Here is a 15,554-nt window from a genome sequence, read left to right on the forward strand (position 1 = left end):
TAAACCCCTCTAATAATATAGAGGGGTTTATTTTTATATATCTTATTATATACTTATATATTAGATTCTTCAGTAGCATCTATAATATCTGGAAGAGAAATAGTAAATCGACTTCCTTTATTTAGCTCGCTCACTAAACTTATTCTTCCACCATGAAGTTCAACCACATGCTTAACAAGTGTTAGACCGATTCCACTACTACTTGCCTTAGTAGCTCCATTACCATCTACTTGTGTAAATCTATTAAAAATAAACTCTTGATCTTCAGTGGATATACCAATACCAGTATCTTCGATTGAAATATCTACATAGCCATTGTTTTCTTCTATGAATACACGTATTTCTCCGCCTTCAGGAGTAAACTTAGTAGCATTACCTAATAAGTTAATTATACATCTTTCGATTTCTTCTTTATCACAAGAGATAATTTTTTCTTCAATATCAGGATCAATAATAAGAGTTAATGATTTATCCTCTATTAATTTGTTCATATTTAAGGCTGATTCCTCAACTAAATATACGATGTCATTATTTTCTTTATGTATTTTATATTCTCCTGTTTCAATTTTCGAGCTATCAATTATATCATTAATGATGTTTAATAGATGATTACAGTTTTTAGCGATTATAGCCATATATTCTTTTGACTTTTTCTGAGGAACATCTCCATTTTTATTTATTAAATTAATTAATTGAACTGTAGAGAAAATAACATGTATAGGAGTCCTAAGTTCATGAGATAAATTTACAAAATAGTTATTTTTAAATTTTTCTTGATTAATTAGCTCTGAACTAAGTTTTCTGTTTTTATCTAACTCACTATTTAATTTACGTGTTTTTTGAGCCACTAAGTTTTGCAATATTTTAACATAGTTTATAGAATAAATAACTAATCCTATAAGAATAAATAAATAAATAAAATAAGCAAAAGGAGTTTTCCATAATGGATTATTTATTTTTATATTAAACTTAGTCTCTTCGCTAAGATTTCCGTGATCATCACGAGCTCTAATTTTAAAAGTATAACTTCCAGGTGGTAATGCACTGTAATTTACATAGTTTCTAGAACCAGCATATGTCCATGTATTTTCTAAGCCTTCAAGCATATACTCATATGTAATATTTTCACTATTTTTATAATTAGGTAAGAAAAAATCCAGCTTAATATTATTATCATTATGACTAGTCACTAAATTTTTAGAATCATAGTTAGTTTTATCTTTATTAATATAAATATCACCTATAACCACTTTATTATTAATCGGAGAAGGCTCAACAATATCTTTTGGATTAAAGAATGTTAGACCCTTTGAACTACCAAACACCATAGAACCATCTTTATACTTATGTGCAGAAGCTGGATTAAATTGAAGCCCTTTAATTCCATCCATTTCAGTAAAGTTTATAAATCTATTTTCTTTAACATTAAATTTATTAATACCGTAGTTAGTACTTATCCAAGGGTTATTATCATCATCAATTAGTATTGAATTTATAAAATTATTAGATAGACCATCTGCTACAGTATATGATGTGAATTTTTCATTTTTTATATCAAACTTACTAAGACCTATACTAGTCCCAACCCACATATTACCAATACTATCAAAAGTAATAGTATTAATAGTATTATGAATTATTGAGTCTTGATTGTTTATATCACTTATATATCTATTTTGTACACCGTCAGACTTATGAAACTTTACAAGTCCAGTATTATTTCCACCAAGCCAAAGTATATTATGGTCATTTGGATCTTGAGCGATATAGCTTATTCCAGTATAATCAATATCAAATTTTGATAAATTATCATTATGATATGTAGTTTTATTTGTTGCACGATTATAAGTTGATAAACTATTATTAGAAGCCGACCAAAATAATTCATCATCAGCATAGGCACTTTTAACTTCAATAACATAATCATCATTAATTAGAAGATTTGATACTTTATTAGTGGAGAGATCGATTAAAGAATAACCTTTATCTGTGTATACTATAATATTTTTAAAATCCTGAGATTTTACAGAAGATGTTATATAAAGTATATTATTACTAGGTAATGATGACTCATTGTTAGGATCATGATAATAACTTTTAATAACATTATTGTTTTTATCTAGAACATCTACACCATTATCTTTAGTTCCAACCCAAGTATATCCATATTTATCTTCATGTATAGTAGTTATATTGTTACCACTAAGTGTTCCATCATTATAGGGGCTACTTCCAATTGATGTAAATTGATTAGATTCACTTAGGATATTTATACCATTATCAGTTCCTATCCAGATTATCCCATTAAAATCTTCATAATAACAAAGTACAGAATTACTACTTAATGAATTTTTATTATGTATTTTATTTTTATATAGTTTTGTAGATTTATCATCTGCTGAATATTTTATTACACCATTAGAACTAGTAAGCCAAAGATTATTTTTACTATCACTCATAATATTTCTGATATCAGTATTAAGATCTTCACCAATATCAATAGGAATATTTTCTACAGGAATATAACTAGTACCATCTTCATCAAGTACGCATTTTATTATATTTTTCTTAGTGGCTACCCACACATCACCGTTATTATCTGCTTCAATATCATAAATAAATGGTCTGTTATTTTTATCATATCCAGACTTATATATTTCATCTGTTTTTAGATTTATAACACTTATCCCTGATCTTGTACCTACCCACAGATAACCAGTAATTATCTCATCTATACTTGTGACAGAATTATGAGTAAGGGATTTATCATCTTCCTCACTAGTAAAAATTACTCCTTTTTTTGAATCTACATTATAATTATACAGTCCTTTATCGGTACCTATCCACATAGTACCATTACTATCTTCGTATATAGTAGTGATTTTTCTCAAATTTTTATATTCTTCTGAAACTCTAACTATTGTATTACTTTCTCGATACAAAATATTTAGACCATTATCAGTACCTATCCATAAATTTCCATCTGGATCTTCAGCTAGAGCAGTAATATAATTTGATGAGAGACTATTTTTATTTTTAGAATCACAGTTATATGTCTCAATTCTATTACCATCGTACCTATTTAATCCATCAGAAGTGCCTATCCACATATACCCTTTACGTTCCTGTAGAATAGCTGTAATATACTCACTAGAAAGACCATCTTCTACATTTACTTTCTTAAAATTAGATTTGCTGGTATTACCGGGTTTATCCGCACTTATATTAGTTGGTATTCCTAGTACTAAAGTTAAGCTAATTAGTAATGTACTTGATAAAACTTTTACTACTCCAAACATATATACCCCATATCTTTCTAATATTATATACTCACTATTTTAAAATTATTTAGTCAATTTAATATTAATTGAAAAAAAGTTTTTTTTCAACGATAAATACAATATTTTCCTAAAAAAAATAAATGAAGTTATGTTATTATTCAAAATAATAGAATAAACTACATATTTTGTTATTGTTGGAATTCTAACATTTGTAACACATAGCTTCTTACATAAATGATTTTTAAAACAAAATTTTAAAATATATTGACTCTCCAGTAGGTGGAGGGTTTATTATATTTAAGAAGATGAATAACGGAGGAATAATTTATGAAACAGGAAAATGTACTGGGTACGCAAAAAGTATCCAAGTTATTTGTTCAGTTTTCATTACCAGCAATAATGGCTATGGTTATCAATGGTATGCAAACAATAATAGACGGAATTTTCTTAGGAAATTTCGTAGGACATAATGCTATGGCAAGTGTAAATTTAGTTCAGCCATTTACACAACTAATAATAGGATCAAGTATGATTATAAGTATAGGGTGTTTGAGTTTTATAGGAAGAAGTTTAGGTGAAGGAAAGAACGAAGAAGCTCAAAATATATTCAAAACATCACTTATATGTATGGTAATAGTATCTGTAATAATAACATTTATAGGAGTTATATTTAATAAGCCACTAGCAGTTATATTAGGAGCAAATGATGTATTATTAGAAAGTGTAGCAACATATATAAAAACATTGGCATTATTTGCATTACCTATGTCACTTATGTTTTTATTTGGATTTGTTGATAGGGTAATAGAAAAGCCTGAACTTTATTTAAAAGGAAGTATCTTAAGTGTAATAACAAATATTGTATTAAACTATATACTAATTAAAGAATTAAAATTAGGAATTATGGGAGCTGCAATTGCAACGGGAATGTCTTACTCAATTGCATTTTTCATAGTAATTGTACCTTTATTAAATAAAAATACTGTGATAAATATTTTTGAAGGAAGATTTGATAAATCAACAATATGGCCAGTAGCTTACAATGGTTCATCAGAAGGAGTTACAGCTATAGCAATAGCAACTACAGCTTATGTATTTAACATGGCATTTATGAAAATAGCAGGAGAAGTAGGTATAGCAGCATTTACTAGTATAAGTTATATATCTCAATTTGGAACATTAATAATGTTTGGAATATCTGATGGTATAGGTCCTATAGTAAGTTATAACTATGGTTACAAAAAATATGATAGAGTAGAGGATGTTTTAAAAATATCTTATAGAGTAACACTATCAGTTGGTGCAGTGTTATTTTTAATATTATTTTTATTTGGAAAAGATTTAGTTTCAATGTTTGCAGGTAATAATAAAGAAGTATTAGATATGGCAGTAAGCGGATCTAAGATATACGCATTTTCATTTTTCTTAAATGGATTTAATATTGTCTACTCAGGATACTTTACAGCTATAGGATTAGCTAAAGAATCCATAATAATTTCATCATGTAGAGGAATTATATTTATTATATTAGGAATTGTAATATTACCTTCTGTATTTGATATACAAGGTATTTGGATGACAATTCCATTTGCAGAATTAATGACACTTATAATAGGTATAGGGTTAATGAAGAAAAACCAATTACCTAGCTTGAAAGAAGCAGCAGCTTAAATAAAAATTGCTAATTACCATATTATTATCGTAAAGCGATATATGTCGAATAAATGAACAAGAACGCGAAAACAAGCCCCAAACGTATTTGGTACATACGTATGGAGCTTGTTTTTGTGTTTAGCTATATAATGACTTATTGAATTTAAATAAAAGAGCTATGTACATAATATCAAATACTTGAATTAAGAAAATGACAAAAATCTCTCCAGGTATAAATGGAAGTATTCCCTTGAATTTCAAAATTGCAATAGCTAATGTACCAACCCACTTAAAAATAGCAATATAAATTGATTGACCTCTTAAGTTTTTTCTATCAAGGAGCATATAAACAAATAATACCGACATAATAAGGTTTTGACAGTTTGCAATGAAACCTCCTGCTTGGATAACATCATTTTTATAAAGAGGAGAGAAGTCTATTGCAAACAAATACATAATAATCACAGAACATATTATAGAAAACAATGTAAACAATATATACAAAGTTCTATTTATATTATACTTTCTATGAAATTCCTTATACCCATACTTGAAAAAAATATATAGTACAAATAAATCTAAAACTAACCAAGGTATAAAAACATATTTAGCTATGGGATAAGCTGTTGGCTTGTGTAATATTAAAAATGTAAACTCCCAGGCTAAATTCAAACAAAATGCAACATATGGTATCCCATAAGTCTTATCTTTTAAGCTTTTTATAATTATTAAAATGTAAGTTATCGTCCAGCATAATCCGCATATTAGTTCTAATAAAATCTCAAAGCTCATATTATCACCTCACTTAATTAATCTTTATGAGACATTAAGAATTTTTAGTATCTATTTCTATATAGATTATTGTTAATTATATTAAGTTAATATATGTATATAATTAATTGTATAACTAGTTTATAAGTACAAAAGATATATAATAGAATAAATAAAAAAATACAATAAGGAGGAAATATGGGAAAATACAAACTAGACTATTTTTCTAAATACTATTTTTATGAAGAAGATAACTTTGTAAATCAAGTAGAAGATGGTGAATATATACTTAGCCAAATAAAAATAAGTAATAGATTTGATTACAAAGGGAATTCATATAAATACACTAAATTTGGGAACTTATGTAAGAGTGACACTATGAGAGATGTGGACATAGAATTAAAAGAAAATGATATTAATGTTATTATTAATGGAGAGGTAAGTCATTTAGATCTTATTTATAAATTTGAAACAAGAGAACTTGAAGACCATGTTAGAATAGCGACTAGAATAAGTGAAAAAACTGATGATATATCTTGTCTGCTATATATTAATTATGATCAAGCCAAAGAATTCATTAAAGATTTAGAAGATGTAAGAGAATTACAAAAAAGTAATATGAATAAATAGAATAAAGTAGGATAAGTAATGAAAAAGATAATAATAAAATTAATGAAATTAATAGTTATATTATTGATTTTAGGTATAATTGTTTTGGTTATTGATAAAAGTTATATAGATAAGTATTCAAACGAATATGATAATATCTCACAAGAAGATACTAAAATAATAACAGACGTAATAAATCTAGCATGTGAAAAAATAGGTCTAGAGTATGTTTGGGGAGGTAAAGGTGAGATAATGACAGATGAAAGACTAGATGAATTGATTAATCTCTATGGAGAAGCTAAGTATCCTCTTGATAGAGAGGACTATATAGGTCATCAAGCATTTGATTGCTCTGGTCTTACTTATTATACTTATAGAGAAGTAACTGGGGTAGAAATCGGATATTCAACTGCTCATCAAAAAGAAGTTATGAAAGGCTGTAAAGTAAGCATGGATAACTTACAGCCAGGGGACCTTATATATACACCAGGGCATGTAGTTATGTATATAGGAAAAGGCAGGGTAGTTAACTCACAAAGTAATATTAAGTACCCAATAGGAGGAGTGAAAAAGAACTGGTTAATAAACTATAAAAATGGTGAAGTTTATAGACCAATTGATTATATAAAAGATGTATTAAAATAGCCTATAAAGTAAATATTTATTATTTTATAGGCTTTAAATTATTTAAAAAACTTCATATATATCAGATAATTCTAACTCGATTTTATAAGTCTCAGTATTGTATAAGTTGTTATTTTTTAATTCTGTGTAACTTAAACTTATATTAGGAATTGATATCTTAAATGTTGTACCTTTATTTATAGAACTTTTTAAGCTAATTTTACCATTATGTAACTCAACTAATGATTTAACAATACTTAAACCTATTCCACTACCTTCAGTATTTCTATTAAGCGACTTATCTATTTGAACAAATCTATCAAATATTAGTTCTTGCATACTTTCATCTATTCCAATGCCTTCATCTTTTACATAAATATTTACCCATTTATCATCTATAATTACATCTACATATATAGTCTTATGTTCTGGAGTAAATTTAATAGCATTAGATAATAAATTTAATAAAATTCGTTCAATTTTTTCAGGGTCACACTTAATAAATATTTCCTCATTATTAGTATCAAACACTATGTTAAGATGTTTCATAGCTGCAAAAGCTGTAACAGAAGAAGTAATATTTTCAACAAAATATATTATGTTTAAATTTACAAAGTTAACATCCATTGATTTTACATCCGCCTTTGTTATATCGATTAAATTATTAACTAATCTTAATATTCTCAGGCAATTTATTCTAAGTGAAGTATTATACTTAAAGTAAAATGATTTAAATACATTAGCATCTTTACTTTGCATTCTTTCAAATAATTGAAGTGTAGAATATATGATGTTTAAAGGTGTTTTTAACTCATGAGATAAGTTTGCAAAAAACTCATTTTTTGAATCTTCGTAGGCTTTTATCTCATTATATTTTTTAGTTATATCATCAAGTTTATTTCTCTCTGTTAAGTCTTTAGAAATAATAAGCTTATTTACAGAGGAATATTCTAAATTCACTAAATCTTTTACTATTGACTCAAATTCTACTATATCACCATAATAATTGCTAACTTGATAAATATGTTTAGTATTAGTATCATTAAATAATGTACTATCCGTACTATTATTAGAAATAAAATCTAAATAGTTTTTTCCAATAAAATCATCATGATTATACTTAAGTGTATCTAGAGCAGCTTTATTTGCATATTCAATTACTCCATCATGAGTTATACCAATTAGTATATCCTGGATATTATCACTTATACTTTGTAACAGTTCCTCATTTTTTTTACAAGATAGATTTAGTAAGTATTCTTTAGTAATATCGCTAAAAGCTATCAACTCATAATATTGTGTAAGAGATATATAAAATTTATGAATACTAACTTTAAGATATACTGACATTTTCTCTATATATACAGTAAAGCTTCTATTGTTAGTATTATGAGATTTATCTTCTATAATATCAAAATTTAATGTATCATACTTTTCTGATTGTTTATTAAGATAATCATAAGAATAATTTGAATCACAATAATTATTAAATGTATTCTCATTTGCATAAAATATTCTTTTATTTTGATCTTTAAATACTATATTTTCAAAGCTGTTTAAATTTACAAGATTATAAAACAAGCTCAACTCTTTTTCTAAATTTGTTTTACTTTTTATAAAACTTCCTAACTCAAAAAATACACCTATAACTACCAATACGAAACTAAGTAGTACAAATAATAACCCAATAAATGAATTTACCATAATATCAGAGACATTCATGTATATAATTGATCCAACAAAATTAAAATTTCTAAATGATAGGGCTACTAGACTTCCTATTAAGAATATATAGGAGTAAGTAGATTCTTTATATGTAAGAATAGAAAATAATATAGCCATAATTATATTAATAATTGAAATAATAATATAAATTTCTTGTAAAAACCTGCTATACAAATTAACATTATTATAAAAGAAGGTGTCTATTTTAATTAATATTAAAGAAAGTATAATAACAACTATAGTTGAGATAAATTTTTTATTAAATATAATTTTTGATTTTAGTATTAAAATTAAAAATACTATTCTTAATAATGAACTTGTAAAATAATAATAACTTTTATCCATGATTATAGATGTAGTATATATTATACACAGGTTTAAGTATACTAAAGATACTATGTAATAGCGATCGTTTTTGGTACAAACAAATTGTATTAAGCAGCCTATATAAGCAATTACTGAAAAAATAGCAGTTAATATATATAAAATATTTATACCATAAGTTAATTGTTCATGTGTTATATCAGTAGGAATCAATGGATTAAACTTTATATAAATAACTGAAAGAGTTATAAATATAAAGATGGAAATTAAAGTAGCTAATATTATTTTTCTTTTTACATCATTTTTTTTATTTGTATCAAATAAATATGACATGTGATGCCTCCTATTGCTGTTGAAATATTTATCCTGAACTTACCATACAAAAACATCATAAACTAACATAAACTAACATTCAACGATAATCATTAGACAAAATAATACAAAAGACACATGTTATTCTATTATTTGCTTATATATTTGTAGGTTTTGATCCTATAAAGCTTTGAAGGATTATAAAGATATAGTAGAGAAATAATAAATTTATAAAAATATTTAACTATGAGGAGAGATAATGAAAAAGGGAGATTTAATCTGGGGAAGTATTATTTTAATTATGGCAATTTTATTACTAATTGAAAACACAAGAGATGTATTTATTCTGTTTACTGAAAGCAATAAACTAATAGGCGGATTTATCAAATTTGGTGTACTATCAACTATGGGTGAGATGCTAGCAGGAAGGATAACTACTGGTAAATGGAGATTTTCTAGTTTCTTTTTTATTAGAGCGATTATATGGGGACTATTAGGAGTGGTAATTACTTTAATGTTTTCAATCTTTGACGCTGGGGTAGCTAAGTCACTATCATCAGGTTTACTTCCTGGGGCAAATTCAAAGCTCACATTTGCTTTTTTAACTTCTGCTATTATGAATCTTACTTTTGCACCAACATTTATGTTTACTCACAAAGTAACCGACACATATCTTGATTTAAAATATGAAAAGGTAAAAAACATTAATATAAGTATTATTACAGATAGAATTGATTTAAGTAATTTTTTATCTTTTGTTGTAGGAAAGACTATACCATTATTTTGGATACCAGCACATACAATAACATTTTTAATACCTGGAGAATATAGAGTTTTATTTGCTGCAATTTTGTCAATTGCACTTGGGGTGTTACTAGCACTAGGAAAAAAGAGCAAAACATCAAAAGTATAATAAAAGACCATAGTTAATCACTATGGTCTTTTATTATACCTAATTACCTTATAGCAATACCAATTATAGTAGAACTAATAGATAGATGGGGTGATACAACTATAACCAGAAGATTCTTTATCTAAAGGATTATATATTTTATGTTTACTGTTAGAAAGAATATAAATACTATCACCTTCATGTAAGTGGTATATTTCATCATCTATATACACATGTAGCTCACCAGTTGTAACAAATAAACACTCATCTGCATTATGCTTTAAAAAATCGTTTGAGTCAAAGCTATGTCCTTCAATTTTAAAATTAATTATATTCATCTTAATTTTAAAATCATTACATTTTAAAAGAGGTGTCAAAAACTCATAAGTAAAGCTACTATCAGGAAGCTTTAGAGACCTTCGCTTATTAGATTTTACAAATAAATTTTTTTTATCAAATTCACATTCCTCTTCTAAGAAAGTATATATAGGAACATCAAGTATTGATGCTATTTTTCGAAGTGAAGATATAGAAGGATCTAAGATGTTTCTTTCTAGCTGAGATATGTAGCTAGCTGTAAAACCAGATAGATCTGCTAGTTGATTTGCAGTCATTTTCTTTTCTTTTCTTATAGTTCTTATTTTATCACCGATCATACTTGCCCCCTATTTAATATGATATACATGAAAATTATAGCATACAAAATAATTAATTGTATAAAAAGATAAAAAATATATTTTTAAAAAAACTGAAAATTCAAAAAAATAAAACTTGATACTAACGAAAAGTTAAAATATAATTTAAGTAATACTGAATAAATTAAGGATTACTTAAATTATAATAAAGGGGGAAAAAGAATGAATGCATTATTTTCAAGTGAGGGAAGTATATTAGCAGTAATGTTTATAATGGTAGGGATTGGATTATACTCTCAGCAATATAAAATACCAAAACTGCTTGGCCCAGCACTTACAGTAATCATAATGGGTATTATATTATCAAATTTGAACATAGTTCCAGGAGATAGCCCTATTTACTCTTACATAGGTTTATATGCAATACCAGTTTCTATGACTTTAATGCTTATGAATGTTGATCTTAAAGCCATGCTGAAGCTATCAAGAGAACCCATAACAGCAGTAATACTTGCAGTTTTTTCTGTAAGCTTAATGGCACTAATATTTGGTCTAGTATTTGCTACAAAAATTAATGAAGGATGGAAGATTGCAGGTATGTTTGTTGGGACTTATACAGGTGGAAGTGCTAACTTAACAGCTATAGCAACAGGACTTGAAGCTAGTAGAGATACTATAGCTGCAGCTAATGCAGCAGACTATGTCGTTGGTATACCTGTTCTTATTCTTTTCTTTGCAGCACCAGCTATTATAAAAAATTCTAAGACATTTAAAAAAATATGGCCTTACCATTTTTCAGATGAAGAACTAACAGAAGGTAATGAAGATATACTTATGGCCTCAAAAGAGTGGAGTATTAGAGATATAGCAGTTATGCTAGCAATAGGTTTTTTAGTTGCTGAAGTAGCAACTAGATTATCAGGTTTATTTCCAGCTCAGATTCAAAGTGCAGCTAGGATTATCTTAATAACAACTATTGGTATTACCATTGCTCAATTAAGATTTATAAAGAACTTAAAGGGAAGCTTAGATCTAGGTTTATATTTCTCGTTACTATTTTTAGGAACTGTGGGATTCTCAGTTAATTTAAAACATTTCTTCGGATCAGCATTTTATATTACATTATTCTGCTTCTGCGTAATTATGGGATGCTTAATATTACACTTAGCATTGTGTAGATTGTTTAAACTCAAATATGAATATGTTGTACTATCAATAGTAGCTGCAGTAGCAGATGGTACTACAGCATCACTAGTAGCAGCTTCAGCAAATTGGAAATCCATAGTTAGTATAGCAATAGTAATGGGGGCACTTTGTTCATGCTTAGGTAATTACTTAGGAGTTTCTGTAGCCTATCTTATAAAGGGGATTGTTGGAATTTAATTAATAAATATTAATCAAGGGGGAAACCAATATGAAAATAACTAATATAAAATTTGAAAAATTAAAATTTAAATTAAAAAAGCCAGTAGTGGTAGCATTTGCTACAATTGATAGTGCTGAAACTATTATTGTAAAAATAGAAACAGATGAAGGAATCTATGGATTTGGTGAGGCATCACCTTTTGGGCCAGTAACAGGAGAAACTTTAGACACTGTTGCCGTAGTTTTAGATATGTTTAAGAAAAACCTAGTAGGAATGAATCCACTAAAAATCGAAAAAATACATTATAAAATGAACAATATTATATTAGGAAATAGTTCAGCTAAAGCTTCTATAGATATAGCTGTACATGATATTTTAGGAAAAGTTATGAATCAGCCATTATATAAAGTACTTGGTGGATACAGCAATAAAATACAAACAGATATTACAATAGGAATAGATAGACCAGAAATTATGGCAAAGGAAGCAGTGGCTCATGTGAAAAATGGATTTAATATATTAAAACTGAAAGCAGGTAAAAATGCAAAGGATGATATATTAGCAACAAAGCTTATAAGAGAAGCAGTTGGAGAAAATATAAGACTTAGAATGGACGCAAATCAAGGATGGGATGTTAATACGTCAATAAATACACTTTATGAGCTTGAAAAATATAATATGGAAGCAGTAGAACAGTGTTTACCATATTGGGATATAGATGGTTCAGCACAAATAAAAAAGAGAAGTAATATAAAAATTATGTTAGATGAAAGTATACATACACCTGTTGATGCAATGAATGCAATCAAAAAAGATGCAGCGGATATTTTAAATATTAAGCTTATGAAATCAAGTGGTATTTATCCAGCCGTACAAATAAATAGTATAGCACAAGCAAGTGGAGTTACTTGTATGCTGGGTTGTATGCTAGAGACAAAAGTAGGAATAACAGCTAGTGCTAGTTTAATTGCTGCTAAGAAAAATATAATAGAAGCAGATGTAGATAGCTTTATGATGATAGAGGAAGACGAAAGAATAATGGGTGGATTTAAAATGGAAAAAGATACAATAACTCTATCAGAAAAACCAGGGTTAGGAATAGAATTAAATATGTAAGACTATGAAATTATTATATAGTATCAAGTATATAGAATAAATCACTATAGAAAATGATGAAATACATGGCTATAATTTACTTATATAATAAGGGGGGATAGGCTAAAATGGAGAAATTTAAATTATATCAATCAGGTATACACTATAGTAATATTTACTTTAAAGAAGATGGAGTATATCACGAAAAATTAGATATTTATTCTAATGAATTTGAAGAGATAGCTATTTTAAGTGAAGATGATAATAAGTATTACAATGAGAATTATAGAATTAATATTTACGAATTAAAAAAGAAGTTGAAAAGTTATTCTGATACATTTAAAAAAAGTTATAAAATAAATGAAAAGTTTGATACTGAATATAAGGAAGTTTACTCTAAGCTAGATGACTTTACATATGTTCAAAGAAATAAAAAATTTCCATTAGATATAGTAGTTGTAGATAATAACGTAGTTGGATTTATTTGTGTATCAAGGGAAAACTGTACAGTATTAATTGAAGAAGGTTATGAATCATACACACCACTAAAAATGTGGGAAGAAAATATACCAAATGAAAAATTATATGGAATAAGATTTGATGGAACATATATGGTAAAAATGAGAGACGGAATATCTCTATCAACAGATGTATTTTTACCCATTAATGTAGAAGAAAATATTCCTACTATATTAATAAGAACACCATATGGAAAAGAGCTTATACATAGCACATATTATAAATATATTCAACGAGGGTACGCTGTAGTAATACAAGACGTGAGAGGTAGAAATTTATCAGAAGGTGTTTGGGATCCCTGTGTACATGAGCGAGAAGATGGTGAGGATACTTTAAACTGGATAGCATCACAAAGTTGGTCTAATAAAAGGGTTGGTATGATAGGTGGATCGTATCTTGGATATGTTCAGTGGGCGGCGGCATCTTCAGGCAATCCGTATCTAAAGGCGTTAGTGAGTATTGTAACTTCAGGTTCTCCATTTATAGACCTTCCAAGAAGAGGAGGTTCACTTTTATCTGGCGTTATGGCTTGGGCGTTTGCTGTGTCTGAGAAAAAGTTTAATCCATCACTTATGATGAGAGATGATTGGGATGAAATATTAAATATTAGACCGTTAAAAAATATATCTAAAATTGCACTAGGTTATGACATACCATTTTTTAATAAATGGATAGATCATAAAGATCATGATAGTTATTGGGAAACACAAAATTGGCATAGCAGAAAAGAGAAAATCAAAGTTCCAGCTTTGATAGTATCTGGTTGGTATGATGATGATCATATGGGGACTACTCAAGCTTTAGATATAATAAAGGACTATGATAAAAACAATAGAAAAGCAGTACTTGGTCCCTGGCTACATGGAGCAAACACTACAAGAGATATAAATGAAGTTGAATTTGGAAATAATGCTATTAGATATGACTTGGATTACTATTATTTATCTTGGTTTGATAATAAACTAAAGCTTATAGATAATAAAATAGATAAGGGTGAACCAGTTGAGTATTATACTGTTGGAGATAACAAGTGGAAAACTTCTACCAATTGGCCTATTAATAATACAATTACAAAAACTTTATATCTAAATAGCAATAAAGATGCTAAAACTAGCTTGGGAGATGGCAGATTAGTTGAAGAGTGTTTAAATGATGGTTATGATGCATTTAACTATAATCCAGATAACCCAGCACCTCATATAATAGATATGTCAGAAAATGAAATCGCATCTCCTGGTAATTATGTTGATGTTGAAAAAAGAGACGACATACTTTGCTATACAACAGAGGCGTTTAAAGAGGAAATGACAATTACAGGTTGTGTAGTAGTTAACTTCTTTGCATCATCGAGTGCTAAAGATACTGACTGGGTAGTAAGATTAACAGATGTAGACAAAGAAGGTAATTCGACTAAACTAGTAGATGGAGTATTGTGTGCAAAATATAGAAATAATTTTACTGAGCCTGAGTTTATGGAAGAAGGTAAAGTATATAAATTTACAATAAAAACTACCAACATATCAAATACTTTTAAAGTGGGAAATAAGATGAGATTAAGTATAACTTCTTCTGCAAAGAACTTTATATTCCCTCATAGTAATACTTTAAATGGATATGATAGCAATGAATATATAACTGCTGAGAATACTATCTATCATGGAAAAGAATTTCCATCAAATATATCATTTGAAGTTGAGATAGATAGTTAATCAAATAGGAAAATCAAAAAGCCCTAATTATATAATCAG

Annotated in this window: 11 protein-coding genes; 7 read left to right on the forward strand and 4 right to left on the reverse strand. The window is 27.4% G+C overall.

Going from position 1 to position 15,554, the window contains the following annotated elements; genetic code table 11:
• Positions 1 to 53: 53 nt before the first annotated feature.
• The gene (locus tag CHL78_RS07705) at positions 54 to 3,299 is read right to left on the reverse strand and encodes a ligand-binding sensor domain-containing protein (RefSeq protein WP_116041341.1); all 3,246 of its coding nucleotides are present in this window, start codon (positions 3,297 to 3,299) and stop codon (positions 54 to 56) included.
• A 309-nt stretch (positions 3,300 to 3,608) separates the two neighbouring features.
• Here CHL78_RS07705 and CHL78_RS07710 point away from each other — a divergent pair, with 309 nt between their 5' ends.
• Positions 3,609 to 4,952 (forward strand): MATE family efflux transporter, encoded by a 1,344-nt coding sequence (locus CHL78_RS07710; RefSeq protein WP_094368657.1) that lies wholly within the window; start codon positions 3,609 to 3,611, stop codon positions 4,950 to 4,952.
• 120 nt (positions 4,953 to 5,072) lie between these two features.
• Here CHL78_RS07710 and CHL78_RS07715 read toward each other — a convergent pair whose 3' ends face one another.
• Complete coding sequence (locus CHL78_RS07715; RefSeq protein ID WP_094368656.1) at positions 5,073 to 5,726, reverse strand: transmembrane-type terpene cyclase; 654 nt, start codon at positions 5,724 to 5,726, stop codon at positions 5,073 to 5,075.
• A 177-nt stretch (positions 5,727 to 5,903) separates the two neighbouring features.
• Here CHL78_RS07715 and CHL78_RS07720 point away from each other — a divergent pair, with 177 nt between their 5' ends.
• Together CHL78_RS07720 and CHL78_RS07725 are read left to right on the forward strand one after the other, a co-directional pair.
• Positions 5,904 to 6,335, forward strand: coding sequence for a hypothetical protein (locus tag CHL78_RS07720; protein WP_094368655.1), 432 nt, complete (start codon positions 5,904 to 5,906; stop codon positions 6,333 to 6,335).
• A gap of 18 nt (positions 6,336 to 6,353) precedes the next feature.
• Positions 6,354 to 6,959 carry a C40 family peptidase gene (locus CHL78_RS07725; protein WP_199534011.1) on the forward strand — a complete coding sequence of 202 codons (606 nt, stop codon included), beginning with the start codon at positions 6,354 to 6,356 and terminating at the stop codon, positions 6,957 to 6,959.
• A gap of 42 nt (positions 6,960 to 7,001) precedes the next feature.
• On the opposite strand, the gene CHL78_RS07730 is transcribed toward CHL78_RS07725, so the two are convergent.
• A complete protein-coding gene (locus tag CHL78_RS07730; RefSeq protein ID WP_158540654.1) occupies positions 7,002 to 8,780 on the reverse strand; it encodes a sensor histidine kinase in 1,779 nt (592 codons plus the stop codon).
• Positions 8,781 to 9,558: 778 nt separating this feature from the next.
• Here CHL78_RS07730 and CHL78_RS07735 point away from each other — a divergent pair.
• Positions 9,559 to 10,212 (forward strand): Mpv17/PMP22 family protein, encoded by a 654-nt coding sequence (locus CHL78_RS07735; protein ID WP_116041343.1) that lies wholly within the window; start codon positions 9,559 to 9,561, stop codon positions 10,210 to 10,212.
• Positions 10,213 to 10,286: 74 nt separating this feature from the next.
• Here the strand turns inward: CHL78_RS07735 and CHL78_RS07740 are convergent, their stop codons facing one another.
• Positions 10,287 to 10,847, reverse strand: coding sequence for a helix-turn-helix domain-containing protein (locus CHL78_RS07740; RefSeq protein ID WP_116041345.1), 561 nt, complete (start codon positions 10,845 to 10,847; stop codon positions 10,287 to 10,289).
• A gap of 201 nt (positions 10,848 to 11,048) precedes the next feature.
• Here CHL78_RS07740 and CHL78_RS07745 point away from each other — a divergent pair, with 201 nt between their 5' ends.
• The 3 genes from CHL78_RS07745 (at position 11,049) to CHL78_RS07755 (ending at position 15,515) form a co-directional block, all read left to right on the forward strand.
• Positions 11,049 to 12,209, forward strand: coding sequence for a DUF819 family protein (locus CHL78_RS07745; protein WP_116041347.1), 1,161 nt, complete (start codon positions 11,049 to 11,051; stop codon positions 12,207 to 12,209).
• Positions 12,210 to 12,240: 31 nt separating this feature from the next.
• Entirely contained in the window at positions 12,241 to 13,308 is a 1,068-nt protein-coding gene (locus tag CHL78_RS07750) for a mandelate racemase/muconate lactonizing enzyme family protein (protein ID WP_094367899.1), read from the forward strand.
• A gap of 107 nt (positions 13,309 to 13,415) precedes the next feature.
• Positions 13,416 to 15,515, forward strand: a complete 2,100-nt coding sequence (locus CHL78_RS07755) for a CocE/NonD family hydrolase (protein WP_094367900.1) — start codon at positions 13,416 to 13,418, stop codon at positions 15,513 to 15,515.
• The last annotated feature ends 39 nt before the right edge of the window (positions 15,516 to 15,554 follow it).

The sequence above is a fragment of the Romboutsia weinsteinii genome, assembly GCF_002250835.2.
Classification (GTDB): Bacteria; Bacillota; Clostridia; order Peptostreptococcales; family Peptostreptococcaceae; genus Romboutsia_A; species Romboutsia_A weinsteinii.